Origin of the sequence: Cobetia sp. 1AS1 (assembly GCF_029846435.1) — a bacterium.
Taxonomy (GTDB): Bacteria; Pseudomonadota; Gammaproteobacteria; order Pseudomonadales; family Halomonadaceae; genus Cobetia; species Cobetia amphilecti.
The window spans coordinates 400722-425171 of record NZ_JARWKU010000002.1 but is presented as its reverse complement, the minus strand read 5'-3'; the positions used below and the strand labels follow the sequence as shown (position 1 = coordinate 425171).

General features: G+C 64.3%; 18 protein-coding genes. 6 read left to right on the top strand and 12 right to left on the bottom strand.

The genetic code is table 11. The features are described 5' to 3' along the window. Nucleotides 1-53: 53 nt before the first annotated feature. From QD280_RS05610 to QD280_RS05565, 10 genes are all read right to left on the bottom strand, one after another. Complete coding sequence (locus tag QD280_RS05610) at nt 54-1400, bottom strand: UDP-glucose/GDP-mannose dehydrogenase family protein (protein WP_153636201.1); 1347 nt, start codon at nt 1398-1400, stop codon at nt 54-56. Between the two features lie 682 nt (nt 1401-2082). Further along, on the bottom strand, nt 2083-3033 hold the full coding sequence (locus QD280_RS05605; protein ID WP_279838554.1) for a glycosyltransferase family A protein: 951 nt from the start codon (nt 3031-3033) through the stop codon (nt 2083-2085). Further along, a complete protein-coding gene (locus tag QD280_RS05600; RefSeq protein WP_043334128.1) occupies nt 3017-3772 on the bottom strand; it encodes a glycosyltransferase family 2 protein in 756 nt (251 codons plus the stop codon). The genes QD280_RS05605 and QD280_RS05600 overlap by 17 nt, the downstream gene beginning before the upstream one ends. Continuing rightward, the gene (locus QD280_RS05595) at nt 3765-5039 is read right to left on the bottom strand and encodes a glycosyltransferase (protein ID WP_192837663.1); all 1275 of its coding nucleotides are present in this window, start codon (nt 5037-5039) and stop codon (nt 3765-3767) included. The genes QD280_RS05600 and QD280_RS05595 overlap by 8 nt, the downstream gene beginning before the upstream one ends. Before the next feature lies 1 nt (nt 5040). After that, on the bottom strand, nt 5041-6552 hold the full coding sequence (locus tag QD280_RS05590; protein WP_192837662.1) for a polysaccharide pyruvyl transferase family protein: 1512 nt from the start codon (nt 6550-6552) through the stop codon (nt 5041-5043). A 151-nt stretch (nt 6553-6703) separates the two neighbouring features. Then, the gene (locus QD280_RS05585; protein ID WP_279838553.1) at nt 6704-8095 is read right to left on the bottom strand and encodes a hypothetical protein; all 1392 of its coding nucleotides are present in this window, start codon (nt 8093-8095) and stop codon (nt 6704-6706) included. Next, the gene (locus tag QD280_RS05580) at nt 8092-9159 is read right to left on the bottom strand and encodes an EpsG family protein (RefSeq protein WP_107336356.1); all 1068 of its coding nucleotides are present in this window, start codon (nt 9157-9159) and stop codon (nt 8092-8094) included. Before QD280_RS05580 ends, QD280_RS05585 begins: the two co-directional genes overlap by 4 nt. A gap of 2 nt (nt 9160-9161) precedes the next feature. Further along, nucleotides 9162-10457 (bottom strand): sugar transferase, encoded by a 1296-nt coding sequence (locus QD280_RS05575; RefSeq protein ID WP_225996326.1) that lies wholly within the window; start codon nt 10455-10457, stop codon nt 9162-9164. A gap of 198 nt (nt 10458-10655) precedes the next feature. Next, complete coding sequence (locus QD280_RS05570; protein ID WP_279838552.1) at nt 10656-13019, bottom strand: GNVR domain-containing protein; 2364 nt, start codon at nt 13017-13019, stop codon at nt 10656-10658. A 73-nt stretch (nt 13020-13092) separates the two neighbouring features. Beyond that, nucleotides 13093-14292, bottom strand: a complete 1200-nt coding sequence (locus QD280_RS05565; RefSeq protein ID WP_192837660.1) for a polysaccharide export protein — start codon at nt 14290-14292, stop codon at nt 13093-13095. A 1450-nt stretch (nt 14293-15742) separates the two neighbouring features. Between QD280_RS05565 and QD280_RS05560 the strand changes: the two genes are divergently transcribed. The 5 genes from QD280_RS05560 to QD280_RS05540 all read left to right on the top strand — a co-directional run bounded on the left by QD280_RS05560 (nt 15743) and on the right by QD280_RS05540 (nt 20841). Further along, a complete protein-coding gene (locus tag QD280_RS05560; RefSeq protein ID WP_192837659.1) occupies nt 15743-16174 on the top strand; it encodes a hypothetical protein in 432 nt (143 codons plus the stop codon). Then, nucleotides 16174-16962, top strand: coding sequence for a YjbF family lipoprotein (locus QD280_RS05555; protein WP_279832741.1), 789 nt, complete (start codon nt 16174-16176; stop codon nt 16960-16962). Before QD280_RS05560 ends, QD280_RS05555 begins: the two co-directional genes overlap by 1 nt. After that, nucleotides 16956-17843: a hypothetical protein gene (locus tag QD280_RS05550; RefSeq protein ID WP_279838551.1), complete on the top strand. Its 888-nt coding sequence runs from the start codon at nt 16956-16958 to the stop codon at nt 17841-17843. Before QD280_RS05555 ends, QD280_RS05550 begins: the two co-directional genes overlap by 7 nt. Nucleotides 17844-17942: 99 nt before the next feature. Continuing rightward, nucleotides 17943-20432 carry a YjbH domain-containing protein gene (locus QD280_RS05545; protein WP_279838550.1) on the top strand — a complete coding sequence of 830 codons (2490 nt, stop codon included), beginning with the start codon at nt 17943-17945 and terminating at the stop codon, nt 20430-20432. Between the two features lie 79 nt (nt 20433-20511). Further along, entirely contained in the window at nt 20512-20841 is a 330-nt protein-coding gene (locus QD280_RS05540; RefSeq protein WP_054556269.1) for a YkgJ family cysteine cluster protein, read from the top strand. Between the two features lie 72 nt (nt 20842-20913). Here QD280_RS05540 and QD280_RS05535 read toward each other — a convergent pair whose 3' ends face one another. Continuing rightward, on the bottom strand, nt 20914-22650 hold the full coding sequence (locus QD280_RS05535) for an acetyl-CoA hydrolase/transferase family protein (protein ID WP_279838549.1): 1737 nt from the start codon (nt 22648-22650) through the stop codon (nt 20914-20916). 242 nt (nt 22651-22892) lie between these two features. Continuing rightward, complete coding sequence (locus QD280_RS05530) at nt 22893-23834, bottom strand: LysR family transcriptional regulator (RefSeq protein WP_043334148.1); 942 nt, start codon at nt 23832-23834, stop codon at nt 22893-22895. A 307-nt stretch (nt 23835-24141) separates the two neighbouring features. Here QD280_RS05530 and QD280_RS05525 point away from each other — a divergent pair, with 307 nt between their 5' ends. Continuing rightward, entirely contained in the window at nt 24142-24441 is a 300-nt protein-coding gene (locus tag QD280_RS05525; RefSeq protein WP_043334118.1) for a hypothetical protein, read from the top strand. Nucleotides 24442-24450 lie beyond the last annotated feature (9 nt).

Genomic DNA, 24450 nt, shown 5'->3' with positions numbered 1-24450 from the left:
TGAGCATTGACGTTTGAGCAGTGACGACTGGGCTGTGGTGCCAAGCCGCAAGCTCATGCCTGATTCAGCAGCAGGGTGTCACCGCGACCGACCGCGTAGTACATCAGGCCGGCGGCCTTCATGGCGGCGGGCTCGAACAGGTTGCGGCCATCGACCACTACCGGGAAGCCGAGCTGGGACTTCAGCCACTCGCCATCCAGGGTGCGGAATTCCTTCCACTCGGTGCAGATCACCAGCGCATCGGCACCCTTGACCGCCTGCTGACGGTCCGCGACCAGTACCAGCTCATCGCGCTCGCCGTAGATGCGGCGGCATTCCTTCATCGCTTCCGGGTCATAGGCCTGCACGGTCGCGCCAGCGGCCCACAGCGCTTCCATCAGCGTGCGGCTCGGCGCATCGCGCATGTCATCGGTATTGGGTTTGAAGGCCAGACCCCAGACGGCGATGGTCTTGCCCTTGAGGTCGCCATCGAAGGCGCGTGACAGCTTGTCGAACAGCGTGACCTTCTGGCGCTTGTTGACGGATTCCACGGCGGTCAGCAGCTCGGCTTCATAGCCGATCTGGCTGGCAGTACGTGCCAGCGCCTGGACGTCCTTCGGGAAGCAGGAGCCACCATAGCCACAGCCCGGATAGATGAAGTGGTAACCGATGCGCGGATCACTGCCGATGCCGCGACGCACTTCCTCGATGTCCGCACCCAGGCGCTCGGCCAGGTTGGAGATCTCGTTCATGAAGCTGATCTTGGTCGCCAGCATGGCGTTGGCGGCGTACTTGGTCAGCTCGGCGGCGCGCACATCCATGAACATCAGCTTTTCATGGTTGCGGTTGTAGGGGGCGTAGCATTCGCGCATGCGCTCACGCACCGCTTCGGAATCGGTGCCGACCACGATGCGCGCGCCACGCGTGAAGTCGTCCAGCGCCGCGCCTTCCTTGAGGAATTCCGGATTGGAACAGACATCGAAATCGACGCTTGCACCACGGTCCTTGAGCACGTCCTTGACCCGCGCCTTGACGCGGTCCGCCGTGCCCACCGGCACGGTGGACTTGTCGATGATGACCTTGTAGTCATTCATGTGCTCGCCGATGGTGGTGGCGACGGACAGCACGTACTTGAGGTCGGCGCTGCCGTCTTCATCCGGCGGCGTGCCCACGGCGATGAACTGCAGCACGCCATGCTCGACGGCTTCACGCGCGTCGGTGGTGAAGCTCAGGCGACCGGCTTCCACGTTGCGCAGCAACATGCCTTCCAGGCCCGGCTCATAGATGGGAATCTCGCCCTGCTTGAGACCCTCGATCTTGGCGGCGTCCACATCCATGCACACTACGTCGTGGCCGACGTCGGCCAGGCAGGTACCCGTGACCAGACCGACATAACCGCTTCCAAAAATCGTGATCTTCATTGATGTCATCCTTGCTGGCCTTGTCGCCAGATCGTGTCGTGATACTCAAAGTGAAACGAGGCAATGGCGGCAGAATCTCGTGCACATCTGACGGCTTTTCAGCGGCAATCGAGGCGGACTCCAGGGCATTTCGCCGTAAAGTTCTGTTCCCTCAAGACTCCCTCATGACTCCCTCGAGACTGCCTAGGATCTCTCTCAAGAGATATCTTCCAAGGCGGAATTTCCCGCCTTCATTGGCCGAAAATGAAATGCCGACAATGTCCTGCGCAAGAGGATCCACCCCCATTGAACAGCGATATTTCGTGACAGCGGCGCGAGGTTACCCAACCCACGGGCCAGAAGGCTCGCAGGTGATTGCAGGTAGACTGCAGGTAGCTCGCAGGGAAAAGACGCGCCGCTTGAGTCAGTGACGGGCAATCATCGCTGCCCGAAGTGTGGCTCTGTTATAAAGCAACTTCGTGAAAAGTCATCCTGTCGGGCGCAATATGATCCAAAACATGACCCTATATAACTTGTGACTTATCTTTCTGATCCTGCCTGTCGCAACTTCTCTGATATGCCGCTTGATCAATTGACTACCCGGGCGGCAATGGCCACCTCATGGGCGGCCATGCCTTCGCGCTAGAGTCATCATCAAATCAGAGCCATCAGTCAATGAGAGCCATCAGCGGCGCGGCAGCCATCAGCGAAAGTAATGCTTCGCGAAGGTCGCCAGGTGGCCATGCTTCATGGCGACCGGCGCCTTGCGCAGGAAAAAGGCCAATGACAACGGCGAGAAACGACTGCCGGTGGCGCGGGCAAACATGCGCCCCTTGGTACGCGCCTTGGCCGGCGTGCTGTAGAAGTCGCTGCCGGAGGTGACCCCCGAATGGGCGACGATGCCCAGATTGGCACGCATCAGACGCGCGCCCTGACGACGCGCATCGCTCAGCACGATGAACTCCTCGCCGGAGGGCTGATCGGTGCCCAGGCCGAACTGCTCATCGAAGCGTGCATGGAACTGGCAGAGATCCAGCGCCATGTCGACCGAGCGCACGCGCGCCAGTGACATCAGGCTGTGGGTCTTGAAGGACACCGGCGGCGCGGGCCGATCCGGGTCCCGCTCATGCAGCGGGAAGGCATTGACGTGGGGGAAGCTGATCGCGGCCGCTTCGGTGCAGGTGAAGGCTTCCATCACCAGCGCGACAGCCTGGGGATGCAGCTCGATGTCGTCATCCAGCACATAGGCGTAGCGCGTGGCACAGGCAGCCAGTGCCGTGTTGCGACTCTTCGACAGGCCCCGCCCGTCGATCGCCAGGTACTCGAAACGGCTATCGAAATTGGCCAGCGCGTACTCGCGGTATTGCTCGCGGCGCGCGGGGTCTGACAGCTGATGCACGATCAGAAAGCGCGCCCCGGGCAGCGCATCATGACGCGGCACGCTGTAGAGGCCGTCATCCAGGGTCGAGATCAGGAAGGTCAGCTCCGGCACCTGGCGACGCGCGCTGTCATCCACCTGGCGTGCCCCGACCAGCACGCGCGGGCGCGAATCGAGGGTCGGCTGCGCGCTTGCATCGGCATGGCGGGAAGCCGCCGTGGACTCGGTGGAAGGTGTCGCGGACGCCGCGACATCCTGTTCAACGATGTTTTGCATAACCGTTCACCGCGTAATGGACAAAGTTGCGACTGGCGCTGATCACATCCATCCCCAGCACCTCACGATACAGACGCCACTGATAGGCGGCGGCCTTGAACTTGTTGGACGACACGCTGCTCTCGCGACGCGTATAGCGCGCCAGCGGTTCCGGCATGCCCTGCGCCGGGCCCAGCTGACCGATGATGATCAGCCACAGCGCCAGGTCCTGACGCTTGCGGATCGTCGGCATGTAGAAGCGCCCGTAGCGACCGGCATCATAGATGGCGGTCAGGCAGCCGATGGAGTTGGAGCGCAGCATGTCGTCACGCGTCAGGCGCTCGGGCGGCGCGAAGTACGAGACGTGCTCGCCCTGCTCGTCGACCATCTCGTAGCCGGTGTAGGAAAGCCCGGCGCCGGTGTCCTGCATGAAGGCGATCTGACGTTCGATCTTCTCGGGCAGCCAGGCATCGTCGGCATCCAGAAAGGCGATGTAGCGGCCCTTGGCCTCGGCGATGGCACGGTTGCGTGCCCGGCCCGGGCCACCGTTGGTGTCGGTTTCCAGCACGCGGATCTCGACGCCAGCGGTGTCCAGCGCCGCGAAGTCGTCACGCAGACGACTGGCGGCACCATCCGGCGAGGCATCGTCGCTGATCAGGATCTCGCGTACCGGCTCGCTCTGGGCCAGTACCGAGTCGACGGCGGCGTGCAGGCGGCGGTCATAGCCGTAGTTGGGCATGATGACGGAGACATCAGCCATGGGCCTTCTCCTCAAGCGGCTGTCGCTGAACGCGACGCGAGTGTGTGTCTGGGCGCGTGTCGGCGGATGAGTCCTGACGCGCTTGCTCGGTAGTCGCCGCATCGCCGGGCGTCGGCGGCGCGAGACGCGAGATCAGACGCTGATATTGCGGCAGCACCGCGTGCGCGCTGTAGCGGTCAAAGCTCTGCCAGGCACCGTTCGAGAGACGCAGCAGAAGCTCGTCATCGAACTCGAGGCGCGCCAGCTCGTGGGCAAGCTCCGCGATGATGGCGGCATCCTCACTGCCATCCGCTTCCGCGCTGAGCATCCCGTCACGGCCATGCTCGATCAGCGCCAGCGGGCCGGAACGTACCGGGCGCGACAGGCACGGCAGCCCCTCACGCTTGGCCTCGATCACGTTCATCGGCAGGCATTCGCGCTCCGAGGTCAGCAGCAACAGGCGTGCACGCCGCAGCTCGTGGGAGACATCCCTGAGCGCGCCGGTGAACAGCACCTGAGTGCCGGCAGGCACCGTGCTGTCGTTGGCGCCCTGGAAGACGCGCAGGCCCAGCTCGTTGCACAGCACCAGCAGACGTTCACGCTCCGGGCCGTCACCGACCACCACCAGGCGACCGCGACGATAGCCGGAATCCGCGAAGGCACGAATCGCCAGATCGAGGCGCTTGATCGGCGCCAGACGCCCGACCATCACCACATCGACCTGATGCTCGCAGCCGCTGCGTGCCTCGTCCGCCCGCTGGTCATCCAGATAATTGGGAATCACCGTCGGCGTGAGGCCGCGGCGACGCCAGCATTCGGCATCGACCTCATTGAGCACCTGCAGCACGTCGAGGTGGCGATAGGCCAGCTGCTTGACGATGCGCTTGGCACGGCGGTCGTGATGATAGGCGCTGTGCTCCTGGGCGATGATGCGCGTGCGCGGACGCGGGCGCCCCTCGCCATCGACGCCACCGGTACCGCGTGCCGCCAGCTGCGCCGCCAGATGGAAGGCGAAATAGCCGCTGACCATCACCTCGATCCGCTCCTCCAGCATCAGGCGACGCAGATGCGTCACCCAATGGCGGAAGTTCTGGCGCGTGCCGGTGGCCGGCAGCCCGAGGGTGCGATATTCGACACCCTCCAGACGCCCCCAGTAGGGCTCGCCTTCGCGCACCGAGACCAGCGTGACCCGATGGCTGGCGCTCAGGTCCCGCGCCAGACCATGCATCACCTTCTCGACGCCACCACAGGCACTGATGTCCTGAATCAACAGAGCGACATGTGCCATATCAGGCTCCTCGCACGACAGGCTCGCTGTCATGAGCGGCAGTTGCGCTGTTGTCGCCGGCAGGCGCATCCGCTGCCACGGCAGCGGCCGCCGCCTCAGCAGTGGCTGATTTGGGTGCCACCGGTGCCGGGAAGGCAGCGTCATTGAGCTTCAATTCACGCTGGCCCCAGACGCCGGCACGTCCCGGTGCACGACGCAGGAAGTCGCGCGTGATATCGGCGGTGATCGCCAGCTTCTCGGCGATGACCTTCTCGGCCAGCGCCGGGAAGGCCTTGTCGGCGACCAGCTGTTCGATATCGGCCACGATGCGCGCCGGGTCGAAGTTCTCGATGTCCTGCACGCTGTCGCCGAGACCGAAGTCACGCATGATGCCCGGCGCCTTGGGACCGCAGTAGGACAGCGCGTAGACCGGCGTGCCGGACATCAGCGCGAAGATGACCGAGTGGAAGCGGGTGCCGACCAGGAACTGGGCATCGCGGTAGAGATCGACCAGCGCGTCCGGGCTCGGGTCGCCCTGCACCAGCTCGATACGCGTGGCGAGGTCTTCACCGCCCGCCGAGGCCAAGGCCTTCTGCAGATGATCGAACACCAGCTGGGAGATGCGCTGGTCATTCTCGATATCGGTCGGGCCCAGCACGTGCGGTACCACCAGCAGGCGCTCGATGCCCAGACGCTCGCGGGATTCCAGCAGTGAGCGCGACAGCACCTCGACACGCTCGGCGAAGGCTTGCTGATCCAGACCCCACCAGTCGCGCAGGGTGATCACGGCGTACGGCGAGGCCACGCCATTCGGCGCCTTGACCGCGGCATGCTCGTCGCTGGCGCGCGGGGCCATGGCGAAGGCCATGTCGGTGCCCAGCAGCGCGTGCGGCAGCTTCGGGTCGGCCTTCTGGGTCATGGCGTGGGTGATTTCCTCACGCGACACCACCAGGCAATCGCTCAGGGTGCGCAGGAAGAAGCGCTCCTGGGCCGGGGTCTTGAACGGGCCGAAGGAGTGACCCAGCAGCAAGACGCGCTTGCCGGCCTTGCGGGCCAGCATCACCGGCGCCAGATAGCCGATCAGCGCCAGCCACGAGGACAACGTCTTCTTGAAGCTGCCGTTGTGGAAGATATGACCGCCCTTGACGACCACCAGGTCCGCGGCGTCGATGATGTCGTTGCCACTCTTGCCCTGCTTGCCGAACATCATCTTGGCGCCCAGGCCAAGCAGCGAGGTCACGAAGCGCAGCTTGTCACGCATCGGCGGCATCAGCGGCTGGCCGACGGTGACGCGCTCACGGTAGCGGCGACGGATATGGCGGAACGGGCCGCGCTCGGTGGCGAACACCTGATCATCAATGGGCAGGATGTCGATGCGGTGGCCTTCGGCCTTGGCCACACCGGCGCCGGAGACATCGCTGCGGCCCTGTTCGGCATCGATCAGCTGATCGAGGAAGTCGATGGTGCCCATCAGGATGGCGGAGTCGCCCTTGTTGTCGTCATGCCATCCGTGCGTCATGCATATCTTGGCCATGCTGTTCGTCCTTCTGTCCGTAATGTCGCGATTCGAACGCGCGATGCCTGAGGGCTGTGTCTGCATGCCCGGCATCGCCGTCATGTCATCAACCGGAAGGCACAGATGCTGACCTTCCGATTCCTGCTGCGCTCGTGAAGCCCGGTCAGGCTCAGGCACTCGCCGCAGCGTTGTCTTCGTGTGCCTTGCCCCCGCGGGAGAGGGATGGCTGGAAGAGGATCGCCATCGCCAGCATCACCACTTCGGCGGCGACCGGCACACACAGGAAGAGGCTGTAGAGATCGACGCCCAGGAGGCTGCCGGTGTCACCGGACGCGTTGCCCAGCGAGTGGTTGAGCGCCGCGATCGCAAGGCCCCCGCCGACTACCAACGTGGCGCCGGTGCTCTGGCACAGCAGGCGCTTGCCGTTGAGGCGCAGCGCGGCCAGGCGCGTGAAGGCGCAGGTGACGAAGGCGTGCACCAGATAGACCAGCGCGAAGGCGCGCAGCGTCAGGGTCAGGCGCGGGTAGGCGCCGCTCAGGAAGTGTTCCGCCAGCCACGGCGCGATCAGCGCCAGTCCTCCCGCCACCGGCAGCGCGAAGCCACTGGCGATGACCAGGTACTCCTTGAGGCGCGCATCACCGTGGGTCAGCTTGGGCAGGTAGTAGCGATACAGGCTGGTGGGGAACACATAGAGCGCGAACACGATGGAGGTCACCACCGAGACACTGGCCACCTGAGCGGGCGCAAACGCCAGCCCGGCCAGAATCACCCACGCCTGCAGGTAGGCGAACGACATCAGGTTGTTGTAGAGAAAGCCGCGACCGCGTGCGAAATCGGCCTTGCTCGGCAGACGACGCTGGCCCGCGCCCTCTTGGCCCACGCCCTCTTGGCCAGCCGCCGCGTCGGCCTCGGCCCGGGCATCCGCCAGCGCATCACGCGACAGCCACATGCCCAGCGCCATCACGATGACCAGCGCGATGGCGCTGACCATCACGAAGGTCGGCACCGGCGCCAGGCCGAACATGCCGGCGGGGGTGGTCAGGTCAGCGCTGAACTCGGCGCCGGTCACAAGCTCGACGCCCTGATGATAGAGCGCCGGGCCCGCGGCGCAGGCGACGGCGATCGCCACCGCCAGCGAGATCAGCACCGTCATCAGATTGACGCGACCCAGGCGCTCCTGACGCTGCAGGCGCGAGTTGATCATCTGCAGGCCGACCTGCTCCGCCGCGGCGCGCAGCGCACAGAAGGCGAAGATGAAGGCCGACAGGCCCAGCAGCGGCGCGATGCCGACGGCGAAGCCGATCGCCAGCAAGGCATACATCGAGATGCCGACGCCCATCCAGCGGCGCAGTGCCGACGCGCTGGCACCGTCGCGGGTGACCAGCAACACCTCGTTGCCGCCCATGCGCGCCAGTACGCCCAGCAGTACCGCGTAGTTGAGGGCCAGCGCGTATTCACCGAAGGCCTCCGGCGCCACGGCACGCGCCAGCAGCAGGCCCGCGGCGGAGGACAGGCCGCGCGCCATCAGATTGAACAGCGAGAAGATCAGCGCTTCGCTCATGACTGGCCTCCGTTGCCGACGACCAGGGCTTCATCGCTGAGGAAATAGAACTCGTAGTTGTTCAAGAAATCGTGGTCCTGATTGCCGGCCGCCACCTTCAGCGACATGAAGAACAGCGCCATCATCAGCACGCCGCTGATCAGGCTGGGCAACAGCTTGTCGCGGAAATGCTCGATCACGTCACAGATAACGAAGATGGCGAACGGCAGGAAATAATAGCTGGCACGTGCCACATGCTCACCGTAGGTGATGAACAGGGTGTAGAGCGCCACGCCGATGAACATCAGGTTGAAGGCCCAGGGGTCCAGTGACAGGCGGAAGTGCTTCCACAGCACCAGGGTGCCCAGGCAGATCAACAGGTAGATGACGTAGAGCTTCTCGCCACCGCCGGAGAAATCCTCGAAATAATGCGCATAGAGGCCCAGCGCACTGAGAATGCTCTTGGCCAGCGGCCCGGCCACGAAACACAGTGGCAGCAGCCCCAGGTAGAGCCAGAACGGGTAGGCACGGCGCAGCAGCGGATAGATCACCAGCAGGGGCAGATAGAGTGCCAGGGTGTAGTGGAAGCTGGTGCCGACGAGCATCAGCACCAGCGCGGGCAGCCGCATGCCACGCTCCAGACACGCCATCGCCAGCATGAACAGCGCAATCGCCACGTGCTGCTTCACGAACCCGAAGGCCGACAGATAGATCAGCGGCAGGCAGACGAAGAACAGCAGGCACCAGGCCAGATTGCGACGGCTCATCACCAGTGCCGAGACGAAACAGGACACGTAGAGGATGGCGGTAATGATAAAGAACAGCTGCGGCTCGCCCCAGGCCCGCGCCATGCGTGCCAGGGCAGCAGGTGCGGGCTCGAGAAAGCTCAGGTCGACCTGCCAGGTGGCCATCTGGCGGTACGAGAAGTAGTCGTACCCTGCGTCGTAACGCAATGCCATGAACGCCAGACACAGCCCACCGGCCAACCAGGCACCCACCATGCGGGTGCGCTCGTTGGCGGCCAGCGGCAGGATTGCCACCAGCAGGGCCATGAAGCCGACGTAATAGCCACTGACGGTCAGCATGCTCAGCGTGCCCCGAAGCCGGTCAGCATGGTCTTGATGGTACGGCCGACGATCAGCAGGTCGAGCCACACGGAGAAGCGCTTGATGTAGTAGAAGTCGTGCTCGAGCTTCTCGCGGGTCTCGTCGGCGTCAGAGGCATAGCCCTGAGTGACCTGTGCCCAGCCGGTGATGCCCGGACGGACCACGTGACGGTAGTTGTAGAACGGAATCTGTTCGGCGAATTCATTCACGAACTTGACCTGCTCCGGACGCGGGCCGATCAGGCTCATCTCGCCCTTGAGCACGTTGATGAACTGCGGCAGCTCATCGATGCGGGTCTTGCGGATCACGCGACCGATGCGGGTCACGCGCATGTCATTGGCCTGGGCGAACTGGGCGCCGGTCTTCTCGCTGTCGTGGCACATGCTGCGGAACTTGAACATGCGATACGGACGACCGCCCTGGCCGACACGTTCCTGGACGAAGAACACGCCACCCGGCGAATCGAGACGGATCAGCACGGCGGTCACCAGGCAGATCGGCAGCACGAACGGTGCCACGGCGAGCACGGCCAGCATGTCGAACAGACGCTTGAACAGCTCATATTCACTGTTGGGGGCCAGCTGACCGAAACTGTTCTCACGCACCTGATCCAGCTCCACACGGCCGGTCAGCGACTCGCGGACTTCGCTGGCGTCATAGACCGGGATGCGATGCAGCACGCAGTTGGCCAGGAAACGCTGCCATTCTGCCGGCATGTCGGCTTCCAGATCGGCGACCACGCCGTTGTAGCGTTCTTCGCCGAGATCCGGCGCGCGCATCAGGTTCCAGCGTGCCCCACGGGTGGTGAACAGGCTGCGATAGTCACCGAAGGGCACCACGGCCAGCTTGCGGATGCGGGTGCGCTGCTCGGCCCAGAAGCCGATGGAGCAGATCAGCATCGCCGCCAGCCAGGAGCTGCCGAGCACGATGCGGCTGAAGCGCAGATCCAGCGCGATCAGCACGCTCATCGCCAGCAGATAGCTGATGGTGATGGCCGGCAGCACATAGGCGAAGGCCTTGGCGCCGGGGTAGCGCGACATGTGACGAATCGCCTGCAATGCGAGCAGGAAGCCGCCGCTGGCGGCGATGACGCTGTGCATGCGCATATCGCTGACCCACGGGCGCAGGCCATTGATCAGCAGCAGCGGGACACCCACTGCCAGAATCAGACCGACGATGGCCTGACACAGCGAGTTGAACATCAGTCGCTCGTACATGCGGGAGTGGCGCTGACGCCCTTCCAGCCCGGAGCTTGCATGGTTCGTCGTGGTATTCATATGCCGTTACCCCCTTGGCTTGCGTTCGTGTTGTGGTTCCGTTCATCACGCTCGGAGCCGCTGGTGCCGTCGCTCGACGGCGTGCTACCCGATGCTTCACCCGTACTGCCTCGGCTCTCGCCTCGACTGCCGATCCCCACTGCCAACGAGGCACGCAGTCTCAGACATCGGGTTCGCGGGCTCTAATACAAGTGGCCGCTAACCCTTGGCGCCACCCTGGTACTGATAATCGTGATAGCTGTAGCCGTAGCTGTAGGTCGTGGTGGCCTTGCGCTCGACCGCATTGAGAATCGCGCCATCGACGTGCACGCCACTGGAGGCGAAGCGCTCCAGCGCCGCTTCGATTTCCTTGGGCGAGTTATGCATGAAGCGCGTCACCATCACGCTGACACCGCACTGCTTGCCGACGATGGCGGCATCGGTGACGGCCAGGATCGGCGGCGTATCAACGATGACCATGTCGAAGTTGGCGCTGGCCCACGTCAGCAGGTCGCTGAAGCGTGACTGCAGCAGCAGCTCCGACGGATTGGAGGGCGAGGTGCCGCGTGCCACATAGCACAGGTTGCTCGGCGCGCCATTGGCGGCCACCCCTTCGCCAAGCGCCGCAGCGGCGGTCTCGGACATCGCCAGACTCGGATCAGTGATGCCACGCACGATGCTGTCGCGGTCGGCCTTGCCGAGCAGGAAGTCGCTCAGGCCCGGTGCGGCGTCGCTGTGCTGGACACCCGCCATGCTCTGGTGGACATGGCCGCGGCGCATGTCGGCATCGATGACCAGCACCCGGTTGCCGGCCTGGGCACAGACGGCGGCCAGGTTGGCGGACACGAAGCTCTTGCCGATGCCCGGGCTCGGGCCACAGATCATCAGGCGATTGTCGGGGGCTTCCATCATCGCGAAGTGCAGGCTGGTGCGCAGACCGCGCAGGCCCTCGATGGAAAGATCCGCCGGATTGCGGATCGCCAGCAGACCCGGCGCGACGTTGTCATTGGCCGCTGCGGCGACACCGCGCCCGGTGAAGCGCTTGAAGCCACGCGCCAGACGACGGTTGAGGCGGGCCTGCTCTTCGGAGAGCGGCAGGGTCGCGTGGACATTGAGACCCAGGTCGGAAAGCTCCGACGGCGTCTCGATACCGCGATGCAGCATGGAGCGCAGCAGCACGAAGACCACTCCGAGCATGCCGCCCAGCAAAGTCGCGATCACCACGATCATCGCCTTGCGCGGGCTGATCGGATGCGGCTGTGCGACAGCCTCGTCCAGAATGCGGATATTGCCGATGGTGCTGGCCTGGGCGATGTTCATTTCCTGGGTCTTGTTGAGCAGCTGCACGTAGATCTGCTGATTGACCTCGACTTCACGCTCCAGACGCAGGATTTCCTGCTGGGTGTCCGGCAGATCACCGACCTGCTTCTCCAGCTCCTTGCGGGTGCGCTGCAGGTCCGCACGCTTCTTGCGCAGCGCCACGTAGTTGGGGTGACTGGGGTTGAACTTGCCGGACAGCTCCGCTTCTTCCAGCTGGGTCTCGTTGATCTGATTGTCGATATTGACCAGCTGCTCGAGCACCGACTTGGTCTCGAGATCCAGATTCACACTATCGCTCTTGCCGCGATAGGCATTGAGACGGTTCTCGGCCACTTCGAGGCGCTCACGCACCGTCGGCACCTGCTTCTTGAGAAACTCGAGCGACTTCTCGGCTTCGGCGGACTGACGCTCGATGTTCTGCTGCTGGTAGGTATCGGTGATGCGCTGCAGGGTCTGCTGGGTGCGCAGCGGGTCCTCGCCGACCAGCGCCAGACCCAGCACCCCGGTTTCCTTGCCCATCTCGGCCACCGCGAAGCGCGAACGCAGCGCGTTGGTCGCTTCCAGGGTCGACTGATGCATCAGCGTGAATTCAGCGCCCCTGGCCGCGTCCAGTGCGCTGACCTTGAGCGTCACCTCGCCCAGCGGGCCATCGAAGCGTGAGGCTTCGCCGACCACACCGGTGCCCAGCGCATCGCCGTCGTACTGCAATTCGTACTCACCACCCTCTCCCAGCGACACCAGCGTCAGCGGCACATCATCCCAGGCCGCCGGCACCTCCAGGCTGGCCACGTCGATCGACTCGCCTGCCCAGACCATGCTGGAACCGGCAAGCCAGCTCGGACGCGCGAATTCGTGGGTGCGCAGGAAGGTGCCGATCAGCGGGTACTGATACGGCTTGACCACCAGATCCAGCTGCTCCTTCTTGACCGTCTCGCCCAGCACCAGGCGTGAGGTGATGATCTGGATCTCGGACTCGGACGGCGGCGCCTCGCCACGCAGCAGGCTGGAGACATCACGCAGCGGGTTCATGTTGCCGCCGCCCTCCTCGACCTGCACCAGCGCATCGGCCTTGTAGATCGGAGTGGCCAGCAGCGCGTAGAGCACCGCCAGCACGGTGAAGGTGCCGGTGATCAGCGCCAGCGTCAGACGGCTGTCATACAGCTGGCCCAGCATGCGGCCGAGATCAAGACTGGTGCGCGCGGGCACGCTTGACGACTCGCTGGCCAAGGCCTGACGCGTGGTGTGGGAATTGCGGTTCGACATCGTTGGGTCACTCTCCTGGTGTCCTGCCCGGCCACGGCGGTGCCGGGCAGGGACGCCTTGACGACCCCTCGCCTTACTGGCCGAGGGTATCGAGGTTGTCCTGGATTTCGGTGCTGTAGTAGATGGAACTCACCGTCGGCAGCAGCTGGGTAATCACACGGTTCCAGCGCGAGACCGGTGCGGCGGTGACATAGACGACGTCCTGCGGCTTGAGGCCGAAGTCCGCGCCCAGAATCAGCGCCGTGGAATTGCGCGCATCCAGCTGATAGACGGTGGCCAGCTTCTCGGGGTCTTCACGATCACGACGGATGACGAAGATGCCCGACGCATCGGCGGAGTTTTCCTTGATGCCGCCGGCACGCGCGATGGCATCGGTCAGCGAGATCGGGCTTCTGCCCAGCGGCAGGCTGATGGACTTGTCCACCTCGCCCATCACGAACACCTTCTGGGTACCGACGTCCGGCACGTAGAGGGTGTCGCCATCCTTGAGCAGTCGATCATTGCCTGCCTCGTCGTTGGCGCCATTGCGCTCGGCCAGCAGCTCATAGAGGGAGATGGTGGTCTCTTCGCCATTGCGCTTGAGCACCACGTTGTGCCAATCGGCGTCTTCGGACAGACCGCCCGCCGCCGCGATGGCGTCCAGCAGGCTCAGCGGCACATCGCTGATCGGTTGCACGCCGGGAGACTGGACCTCGCCGGTGATCCGCACCTTCTGGCTGCGGAAGGCGGCGACCTTGACGTCGATCTGCGGCGCATTGAGGTAGGGCTGCAGCTTCTCGCCGAGATCACGGCGAATCTGGTCCAGCGTCATGCCACTGACCTTGACGCGACCGACATAGGGATAGAACAGCGTGCCATCGGCGTGCACGACGTTGCCGGCTTCCTGCGCACTGCGCTCGGAACCGGTCGGCAAGGTCAGCTCGGGATGGTCATAGACGATGATGGTCAGGATGTCGCCGGGGCCGACACGGTACTGATAGTCCGGTGCCAGACTGGCGCGCGTGCTGCTGTTGAGCTCCTGGGCCAGCGCCTTTTCAAGCTCACGACGCTGCTTGTCATCGCCACTGGACTGGCGTGATTCGGCGTCTGCGCGCGCCTGGGCCTTGATCAGGCCAAAGGTGATCGGTTCCACATCGACGATGTCGTCCACCGGCGCAGCGCTGGTGTCGTAGTCGATGTTGCCACCGGGGGCGAAGACGCACCCGGCGAGCCCGGTGAGGGCGCCGATGCTCAAGCTGGCGCCCAGAAGTCGTGCTATCAGTGCATTTTTCATCTGAAGTCCGTTGAGTCGACAGGCCCGATGACCCGGCACCCCAGTGCCATGATCATCGCGCCTTCCCCCGCCGCACATGGCCGCCGGGATGGATTCGATAACGTCTTCAGTTCCTGCTGCGTCATGCGTGTCGCCGGCCTTGCCTGGCTGTCACGCGGCTGCCGAGGGTGGGCCCTCGTGCATTTAGGTACCGGACCCTGGCGGTCTCGGCGTCTTGCGTCTTGCGTCTTGCGTTTTTCGACTGGCTGCTGCGATCTCATTCACGCTGCGCCAGTGTGATCCGCAACGCTTACAGCGATATTTCCGCCATATGAATCATGCACATGGCTTGTCATATCCCGCCGTCATCCCCAGTCAGAATGTAGGCGTATCGTTCAAGATGCTCAGAACACGACCCTGAACCGCAACCGACGATGCTCAGACGGCAGGTGCATTCAATGCGCTTTCCACTTGCGGCTCTGACACCACTCTCTGCATGGCGGCCTTCATGCCACTCTTGCTGTCATTCGGGCAATATCTTCAGCGCCATTGCAGAGCAAACTTTCTGTAGTTTTTTTACCGAAATGCGGCACACCTCTTTCGACCGCAGCCCACGACCCATGGAGCTGCCAGAAGATTTGCCGCTGAATCAGTAATGCCAATGCCGTGGCATCGCCGTGCATTGGATCACGCCATTCGTGGCGTTTTTGGCAAGGTGACCAAACCCTGTCTGCCGTGCATTTTACCTGATACACGTCTCCCGCCAATCAGCGCCCTGTTACAAAAATCCAATAAAAACATTGGTTTGTAGCACCGCAAGTACGCTCGATGTCGCCACTTCCACGAAAGACGCGTTGCCGATTACAGACACCCCAAGCCCCATTTCGTCGGCAATGCGACACACTCAAGCGCAGGATTCCAGTCGCCACGCGGGCCCCATCTGGCGTAGCGCCCGGTGGAACATCGACAGCCACGTCGCCAATCATCCACACCCCGATTACTCTTTTTTACATAAATAATCCTCAAGCGATCAACGCGAATAATACGCAAGGCTTCACGCTAGACAGTTCACATATTCTCGTTAACATGAGCCTCGCTTTGCCACGACTCATCGGCTTTGTGTCTGTGCGGAGAAGGACTTCCTGCATCAACCGCTCAGCGGCTGACACCTGACAGGACTGTCAGACGCAGACAGCAAGGCGCAACGATGAATTTCGGCAAGCGCATGACCAGGGAATACGGTCATGACAGGAACACCTCAGGACGAGGTCGCGCCACGGAGGATGCCAGGGATGGTGTCAGGGACGGCGCTCTTCTCCTCTATCGATATCTTCAGCAGCAGGTTGGATGATCGCCAGCATCTGCTGGCAGCCTCGACGCCGATGCCTCAGTCCTTGAGTCATCACGTCGTGGTCTGACATCCCTTCCTGGTCGGCTGACCGCCGACAATGCTCATCAAGGAGAGTTATCCATGCGCAAGACACATCTCGGAGCCATCATCGGCCTGACAGGTGCCCTGCTTCTCGCTGGCAATGCCATCGCGGAAGAAGAAGCGCCTCAGGGTGCGACCGGCACGACTGGGACTACCGGCACAACTGGTACGACTGGTACGACTGGGACTACCGGCACGACTGGCACTACCGGCACCACCGGGACTACCGGCACGACTGGGACTACTGGTACCACCGGTACAACTGGCACCACTGGGACTACCGGCACTGTGCCGACAGGTAGCGCAGCCGGCACCGGCACTGCCAGCCAGAATGCCACCGGCAGCGTGACGCCGAGCGCCAGCAGCGGCAGCGTCGCTGCAGGTGCGGCCACCGGCACCGTCGGCGGCGGCACTGGCACGACCGGTACCACCGGGACAACCGGCACCACTGGTTCAACCGGGACTCGCTGATGAAGACGGCACGTGCGACGCAACGCTTCACGTTCTCAAGCCCTGCGTGGGGCGCGGCGGCTACCTCGGTGGTCTCCCGTGCTCTGCGCAGCAGGTCGTTGGCGGCATTCGGCACCCTCGCGTGCCTGGTGTCGCTTTCCGGCTGTGCCCAGATCGTCTCGAGCTCGCTCGGTGACGTGATGGGCAAGGACGAGTTTGACGCCACACGTGCCAGCGAGCTGCCCTATGCCTCTCTCAAGCTGAAGCATGCCAACAGCACCGCGCTGGTGGTTCTGGCGACGCTGGAAGGCAATGGGCGCATCGCGCGTTTCGAGAGTCGCGACCGCGGCATCCTCGAATTGCGCGATGGCGTCCTGTCCGCCACTTCAGGCTTTGCGCGTGATGTGGCAGACAGGCGTGAGCAAAGTACTACCGGGCGCGCTCTGGCGCGTCCGGCCTGGTTGATGGCCAGTGGCACGACCTATCAGGTCAGTGTCAGTGCGTTGTCCCCCTACCCGCGTCGGCTGGAACGTCAGGACGCCGCCTCCACCGGCAGCCAGCGCCAGGACGACGTCGCCGTGATGCAGATACACGAGGCCACGGCGCGACTCGAATGCGAGGCCGCCGCCCCCTATTCGCTGCCGCTGGCAGAACTGCCGCTGCAGCACTGCCGCGAGATTCTGAGCTGGGACGACGGCAGCACCACGCGCAATGACCTGTGGCGCGACGAGAATCGCGTCTGGGCGGCCGACATGACGGCCTGGCCCGATGGTCCGCGGTTCGGTTGGGAGGTCGCCAAGGCATGGTGATCCCCGTCTTCTCATCACTGGCCCGTCTGTCATCACTGGCCCGTCTGAACAGCGCCGCCCTCCTGCTGCCGCTCGGGCTGAGCGCCGCGCCCCTGGCGAGCGCTGCTGACACCCCGCTGCCGTTCAGTGCCGCGAGCACGCCGCTGGCCAGTCAGGTACTGCAGGCGCAATGGGATGGCCTGGCGCCGTCAAAGGCGCTGGATTGGCGTTACAGCTTCGTCAGCACGCCGCTGATTCGCCAGCAGATGGCCGCGCGGGCCAACCGCGTCAGCGCCGAGCTCGAACTGATCGCGGCGCGCTACGCCGTCGGCGCGAAGGACGACAGCCCTCAGGCGCGTTACGCCGAGGCATTGCAGGCCTGGCAGGCCTATGTCGAGCAGGGCCGCGCGCCGGACACTGACGCCGTGGTGGCACGCCTGCCCGGTCAGCTCGACCCGCGCCGCGACATGCGCGATGGCCCGCAAGCGATTCGCATCGCCCCGGGCATGGTGGTCGGTGCCTGCCAGGCGCCGCGCAGCGTGGTGATTCTGGACGCCACCGGCGTTCACGAGCGCAAGTGGACGCCGAATCTCAGTCTGGACGCGCTGATCAATGAGCGCGCCGCTGCCGGCGGCATCGGGCCAGCCGTCGAGGCCAGCCTGGTGACGCCACAGGGCCAGGTGCTGACCCGCCCGGTGGCGAGCTGGAATCGTCTGACCAGCGGCGATGCCGACCTGCCCGTTGCCCCCGGCGCCAGCGTGGTGATCAGCACGCCGGGCATCGACACCGCGCAGCAGTGGGTGAACGAGGCGCTACCGGCCTGGCTTGCCAGCCGCCTGCCGGGCCATGCCTGCCAGAGCTGGCAGCTGGACGCCGCAAAGCTGCCGACGTCCCCGCGCTAGCCGGCGAGGCTGCCCCGGCGCAGCACACTGCGCCTGACCGCGAACCCAATCCCTTATTCACGTACGTGAGCCGCTGGCTTGCGTGCATGCGAGACGCCCATGTCGAGTCCTTTTCGCCCTGCCAATCACGTTACGCACTCACGCCCCGAGCAGCGCCCCGCCCTGGCACGCAATGGCTGGCTGGCACTCGGCATGGCGGGCGGATTGCTGGGCGCGCAGATCGCCCATGCGGCGACCGGCGAATCCCAGAGCGACTTCGGTGGTGTGGGCCTGATGCAGACGCCCACGGCGCGTTTTGCGCCCCAGGGCGAATTGAGCTTCACCTACAGCCGCACCCAGCCCTACAAGCGCTTCAGCGTCAATGCGGCGCCCTTCGACTGGATGGAGCTGGGCTTTCGCTATGTCTCGGTGGAAACCGTCAGCTATGGCGCGGCCGCCCCGGACCGCGACTACCTGGATAAATCCTTCGACACCAAGTTCCGCCTGCTGCAGGAAGGCCGCTATCAGCCCGAAGTCGCGGTGGGCCTGCGAGATCTCGGCGGTACGGGCCTGTTCAGCTCCGAGTATCTGGTCGCCAGCAAGCGCTACGGCGACCTCGACTTCAGCCTGGGCCTCGGCTGGGGCTATCTGGGTACGCGTGGCGACTTCAGCAATCCGCTGGCAGTGGTGAGAAGCAGTCTCGAGACGCGCAGTGACTCGACCAGCGATGACGGCGGCGACTTCCAGCTCGGCAGCATGTTCAGCGGCAGCCCGGCCGTCTTCGGCGGCATCGAATACCAGACGCCCTGGGACCCGCTGACCCTGATGCTGGAATACGAAGGCAACGACTACTCCGACGAGCCACTGACGGTGGAGATCGAGCAGGACTCGCCGGTCAATCTGGGCGCGACCGTCAAGGTCAATGACAACCTGTCGCTGCATGGCGGCTGGGAGCGAGGCAACACCGCCATGCTGGGGCTGTCACTGTCGACCAATCTGGCCGGGCTCGCCCAGGCCAAGGACGACGGCACGCCGGAAGCGGTCGCCCCCAGCACCCACAGCCGTTATCGCAACGACCAGACACCCGAGGCCTTCCGCGTGCGCTCGCTCAATGCGGACGCCTCCTCGGGCACGGCGCCCTCCACCGCCAGCACGGCCCAACCGGCAGGCGTGGCTGCAGAGCCGTCGGCCCATGAAGAGCCGTCAGCGAACAGAAAGCCATCAGCGCATGGAGAGCCTTCAGCAAGTAAGAAGCCGTCAGCGAATAAGGATCAGCAAGGCCGTCTGCTGACACTCGACTCGTTCGGCGGCGCGCCCGCGGACTCCCCGCTCGAGCCGGGCGCGACTGACGGCCCAGAGGCAGAAGATCTCCCGCGCCTTGCCGACGTCGACTGGGACGCGCTGGCCGATACCCTGCGCGCCCAGAGCGGCCTTGAGGTGTCACAGCTGCGGGTCGAGGGCGACACCCTGATCGTCGAGGCCGAGGCGACGCGCTTCCGTGATGACCTGCAGGCCGAAGGCCGCGCCAACCGCGTGCTGCATAACCGCCTGCCCGCCGAGATCACCACCTTCCGCTATCGCCTGAGCAGCAATGGTCTGGCGCTGCGTGAAGATGAGCATCCGCGCCAGCCCTTCGTGGCCGCCGCCAATGACCGTCGCTTCGGCGCCGAATACGAGCACTCCATCACCGCCCATGCCGCCTCGCCTCATAGCTCAGACGAAGAGACACGCCAGGCGACAGGGGATGGCGTCAAGCTGGCACGCAAGCCGTTCGGCTTCAGCTGGGGCTTCTCGCCGAGTCTCAAGCAGAACTTCGGCGGCCCCGATGGCTACCTCTATCAGCTCAACCTGCAGCTGGATGCCCTGTGGCGCACCGACCGCAATGGCTGGTTCACCGGCGTGGCGACCTATCAGCTCGCCGACAACTTCGACAGCTACGAGTACATCGCCGATTCCGAGCTGCCGCGCGTACGTACCTACGTCGGGGAATACATCAAGGAAACCGACCTGGGCATCACCAGCCTGCAGTACAACCGCACCCACCAGTTCGGGCGCGACTGGTACGCCCAGGCCTACGGCGGCATTCTCGAGATGATGTATGCCGGGGTCGGCGCCGAGCTGCTCTATCGCCCGATGAACAGCTCGCTGGCGCTGGGGCTGGACATCAACCGCGTCCGCCAGCGCGAGTTCGACCAGCAATTCGGTCTGCGTGACTACTCGGTCACCACCGGTCACGCCACCGCCTACTGGCAGTCCGGCTGGCACGATGTGCTGGTCAAGGGCTCGGTGGGGCGCTATCTGGCCGGTGATGTCGGCGCGACGCTGGACCTGTCGCGCAGCTTCTCCAACGGGGTCAGCGTCGGCGCCTGGGCGACCCTGACCGATGCCGGCGATGACTACGGCGAGGGTAGCTTCGACAAGGGGCTCTACGTCAGCATCCCGCTGGATGCCTTCTTCACCGCCTCCAGCAAGGGCAGCACCGGCTTTGCCTGGGCACCGCTGACCCGTGATGGTGGCGCACGCCTCAACCGCCGTTATCAGCTGTATGACATGACGCGCGATCGTGATCCCGAGACTTACTGGGAAGGCATCGACAAGGTCTACAAGTAATCCGTGCGTGAGTGTGTTTCACTGCCGGCTGAAGCGTGCCGATGTTGGCGCCTGACTCACTGTGGCTGACCCTGACCCGATGAATATTCCGATTACCGACGTCTCGCCGGCCACTGCCGGCGCTGCGACACCCGCCAATCACGAGATCGCCTGCAGCAACTGCCAGGCCTGCTGCTGCCGGCTTGAGGTCATCCTGCTCACCGATACCGGCGTGCCGGACTACCTGATCGACGAGGATGAATGGGGCGGCGAAGTCATGCGCCGCCTCGACGATGGCTGGTGTGCCGCCGTCGACCGCGAGACGCTGATGTGCACCATCTACGACCGCCGCCCGCAGCTGTGCCGCGATTACGAGATGGGTAGCCCCGAATGCGAAGACGAGCGCCTGGAAAACGGCCTCGATCAGTAGGCCGCCTTCCAGCGCTCGTCCTGGTTGTTTCTCCCAAACACCCTGCCTGAGAGCGCCCTGCCTGGCGTGCGATCAGGCAGTGGCATCCGGCAGCGACGGGGCCGCCTCTTCAAGACTTGACTCGGGTGCCGTGCGCATGGCGCGCATATGCCCTTTCACCTCTACCTCGCGATGCCAGCTCAGCGCCTGCTCCAGACAATGTGGGGTGTGGCCGCCACGCTGGCACGCCTCCTCGAAGTAGGCGCGCAGCGCAGGGCGATAGCTCGGGTCCGAGCAGTTCTCGATCACCTGCACCGCCCGCTCGCGCGGTGCCAGGCCGCGCAGATCCGCCAGCCCATGCTCGGTGACCAGGATATCGACATCATGCTCGGTGTGGTCCACGTGGCTGGCGAACGGCACCACGCTCGAGATATCACCGCCCTTGGCCAGTGACTTGGTGATGAACACCGACAGCTGGGCATTGCGCGCGAAATCGCCGGAACCGCCGATACCATTCATCATCCGCGTGCCGCAGACGTGGGTGGAATTGACGTTGCCATAGATGTCGAATTCCAGCGCCGTATTGACCGCGATCACGCCGAGGCGCCGCACGATGCCCGGATGATTGGACAATTCCTGTGGGCGCAGGATCAGGCGATCACGATAGCGCTCGAGGTCCTTCCACAGCGTGCGGCCACGCTCCTCGGTGACCGTGATGGAGGAGCCGGAGGCGAAATCGAGCTTGCCGGCATCCAGCAGATCGAAGGTGGAATCCTGCAGCACCTCCGAGTACATGGTCAGGTGCTCGAAGGGCCCTTCCTTCAAGCCACTCATCACCGCGTTGGCCATGCTGCCGATGCCCGCCTGCAGCGGCAGCAATGCCGGTGTCAGACGCCCCAGCGCGACTTCCTGCTTGAGCAGTTCGACCAGATGGCCCGCCATGCGTTGGGTGCCGTCATCCGGCGGCGTGCAGGTCGAGGGGCTGTCACTGCCGCGGGTCAGCACGATGGCGGCGATTCTGGCGGGGTCCATCGGGATATACGGCGTGCCGATGCGCGAATCCGGCGCGACCACCGGAATCGGCTGGCGGCTGGGGCGCATCTGCGGAATGTAGATGTCGTGCAGCCCTTCAAGCGCCGCCGGCGACTCGAGATTGAGCTCGATGATCACCTTGTCGGCGAGAATCGCATAGCTGGCCGAGTTGCCCACCGAGGTGGTCGGCACGATGCCGCCATCGGCGGTGATGGCGCTGGCCTCGATCACCGCGACATTCATGTCGCTCAGCTGGTGATTGCGCAACAGCTCCACCGTCTCGGACAGATGCTGGTCCATGAACATCACTTCGCCGGCATTGATGGCACGGCGCAGCACCGGGTCGACCTGAAACGGCATGCGCCGTGCCAGCATGTGGGCATCCGCCATCTGGCCGTCGAGGTCATTGCCCAGCGAGGCACCGGTCATCAGCGTGATGGAGAACGGCTCGCGGCGCGCCTTCTCGACCAGCGCCAGCGGCAGAGCCTTGGCCTCCCCCGCCCGCGTGAAGCCACTCATGCCCACCGTCATGCCATCGTGAATCAGTTCGGCGGCCTGGCTGGCGCTCATCTGGCGCGACTGCCAGTCAGGCCAGCGACAGCGACGCGCGACCTCGGCATGCTGCTCCGGGGTCAGCTCGCCGACCTCCATGCGCGCCAGCAGCGAGAAGACCTCGCTTGATGCAGCTGCTGCGGCAGGCGCGGCTGATGCCTCGGAAGCCGTGGAGGCTGACGCATGCTCTGCGCAGACCGCCTGGGCATGAGGCGTGACACTGGAGCGAGAACCGGATGAAGACACGACGGCAGGACCTCCTGATGGGCAAGACACCACGAAATGAGCAAACAAGGCGCTGGCTTTCAGCATCCCACGCAGTACGCCGCCCCCGCATCAGGCCTTGGTCGCAAGGCGGCGGCAGCGGCTGGAACCAGGTGGTGCACAAAGGGCGACGCCGCACGCGGCGCAGATGGCGGCGGCGAGACACGAAAAAGCCCGCTCATGAAGAGCGGGCTTTCGGGAGGCGCAGGTGATGACGCGAGGCGTTACACCATGCTGTCGAAGTCCATGTTGTCGAAGCTTTCCGGCGCATCGGCGTAGCCGTAGAGCGTGTTGCGACGCTGCAGGCGGAATTCACCCAGCAGCTGCTCGTAGCGGCGCGGCACCTCGGCATTGTCACGTGTGACGATGTAGAGGTTCTCGTAGACGGCTTCGGTCAGCGGCATCTCGCGCACCTGACGCTGCCACGGCGAGGTCTCCAGCACCGTGCGCGAGACGACGGTGAAGCCCAGACCTCGCGCCACAGCGTCCAGCACCATGCCGATATCGTTGGTGAAGCCCTGCTGCGGGAAGTGGCTCATTGAGCGGAATTCACCGGCGAAGTTCTCACGCAACAAGGCACTGGCATTGTTGACGCCATCGGCGTAATTCATGAAGCCCAGCGCCATCAGCTCATTGAGGCTGTTGCCGGCGAAATCGGCGGGCACCACCAGGCACAGCGGCTCCTGATGCCACAGCTCGAAGTTCAGGTCCGGATGCTTGACCGGCTCGGTGACGATGCCCAGGTCGAAGCGACCCGCCAGCACGTCCTGCACGATCTCGGAATTGAAAGCGAAGCTGTAGCTGACCGTCAGCCCCGGGTGCTGCTGCTGATAGCCCAGCGTGAACGGGTAGAACATCAGCCCGACGCTTGAGGGACTGGCCACGCGACATTCGCCGCTGTCCGGAGAATCATCATCCAGCGAGTGCATGAACTGGGTGTGCTCGGCGAACAGCTTGATGGAGTAGTCATAGCAGCGACGCCCCGCTGCGGTCAGCGAGAACTTGCGTCCCTGGCGATTGAGCAGCGAGCGGCCCAGATACTGCTCCAGCTTGCGAATATGCTGGCTGACGCCGGGCTGGGTCATCTCCAGCTTGCGCGCGGTATGGGTAAAGCTGCCGGTCTCCACCAGTGTGATGAAGGTACGAAAATACTGGGCGTTGAACATGAAGGCACTGACCACTCACGAACGGGGGACGCGACTCGGCGCATCGTGTTGCCGGCGACGACCTGCATGACGCAACTGCCATGTCTGCACAGGTGCCACCGACCCGCAAAGCACATGATTCTACCAGAGCTGGCCGCCATGCGCAGCGCTGCGCCCCGCCACTCTCGCGTGTTAGCATCATGGACAATGCCAGCTGCCACCTTGGCTGCGTCTGCCGTGTTCAACGCCACGGCGACGCGCCAGGGCCCGGCGCTTTACCCCTGTCCTGGCCAATCTTCGGACTGGCCCGAAACACGAGATGCTCTAGATGTCTGATGCTCTGGCTGCACGCGGCGAAGCCATTCACAAGGCGCTGCTCGCCATGGAAAGCGACTGTGCCGAAAATGACCTGTTCCCGCTGGGGTACATGATTCCCCAGGTGGAACTGGTGCTGGAAAACGCCGATTACGATCCCGAGGATGTGGTCGCGGAAGACTTTGACGCCACCTTTGAAGAGTGGATGCAGCACGCCTTTGCCCAGGACAGCATGAGCGTGGACGACCGCGAGCGCATTGCTGAACTCTGGGCAGAAGCCCGGAAACGCGCCCAGACCACCGTGGGCGCCTGACACAAGGAA

What these genes read in the sequence shown, in the direction of transcription:
- QD280_RS05540 (WP_054556269.1), top strand. Translation starts at nt 20,512, where the DNA reads ATGAATATTCCGATTACCGACGTCTCGCCGGCCACTGCCGGCGCTGCG.
- QD280_RS05565 (WP_192837660.1), bottom strand. Translation starts at nt 14,292, where the DNA reads ATGAAAAATGCACTGATAGCACGACTTCTGGGCGCCAGCTTGAGCATC.
- QD280_RS05575 (WP_225996326.1), bottom strand. Translation starts at nt 10,457, where the DNA reads ATGAATACCACGACGAACCATGCAAGCTCCGGGCTGGAAGGGCGTCAG.
- QD280_RS05590 (WP_192837662.1), bottom strand. Translation starts at nt 6,552, where the DNA reads ATGGCCAAGATATGCATGACGCACGGATGGCATGACGACAACAAGGGC.
- QD280_RS05600 (WP_043334128.1), bottom strand. Translation starts at nt 3,772, where the DNA reads ATGGCTGATGTCTCCGTCATCATGCCCAACTACGGCTATGACCGCCGC.
- QD280_RS05570 (WP_279838552.1), bottom strand. Translation starts at nt 13,019, where the DNA reads ATGTCGAACCGCAATTCCCACACCACGCGTCAGGCCTTGGCCAGCGAG.
- QD280_RS05550 (WP_279838551.1), top strand. Translation starts at nt 16,956, where the DNA reads ATGGTGATCCCCGTCTTCTCATCACTGGCCCGTCTGTCATCACTGGCC.
- QD280_RS05595 (WP_192837663.1), bottom strand. Translation starts at nt 5,039, where the DNA reads ATGGCACATGTCGCTCTGTTGATTCAGGACATCAGTGCCTGTGGTGGC.
- QD280_RS05580 (WP_107336356.1), bottom strand. Translation starts at nt 9,159, where the DNA reads ATGCTGACCGTCAGTGGCTATTACGTCGGCTTCATGGCCCTGCTGGTG.
- QD280_RS05610 (WP_153636201.1), bottom strand. Translation starts at nt 1,400, where the DNA reads ATGAAGATCACGATTTTTGGAAGCGGTTATGTCGGTCTGGTCACGGGT.
- QD280_RS05555 (WP_279832741.1), top strand. Translation starts at nt 16,174, where the DNA reads ATGAAGACGGCACGTGCGACGCAACGCTTCACGTTCTCAAGCCCTGCG.
- QD280_RS05605 (WP_279838554.1), bottom strand. Translation starts at nt 3,033, where the DNA reads ATGCAAAACATCGTTGAACAGGATGTCGCGGCGTCCGCGACACCTTCC.
- QD280_RS05560 (WP_192837659.1), top strand. Translation starts at nt 15,743, where the DNA reads ATGCGCAAGACACATCTCGGAGCCATCATCGGCCTGACAGGTGCCCTG.
- QD280_RS05525 (WP_043334118.1), top strand. Translation starts at nt 24,142, where the DNA reads ATGTCTGATGCTCTGGCTGCACGCGGCGAAGCCATTCACAAGGCGCTG.
- QD280_RS05545 (WP_279838550.1), top strand. Translation starts at nt 17,943, where the DNA reads ATGTCGAGTCCTTTTCGCCCTGCCAATCACGTTACGCACTCACGCCCC.
- QD280_RS05530 (WP_043334148.1), bottom strand. Translation starts at nt 23,834, where the DNA reads ATGTTCAACGCCCAGTATTTTCGTACCTTCATCACACTGGTGGAGACC.
- QD280_RS05585 (WP_279838553.1), bottom strand. Translation starts at nt 8,095, where the DNA reads ATGAGCGAAGCGCTGATCTTCTCGCTGTTCAATCTGATGGCGCGCGGC.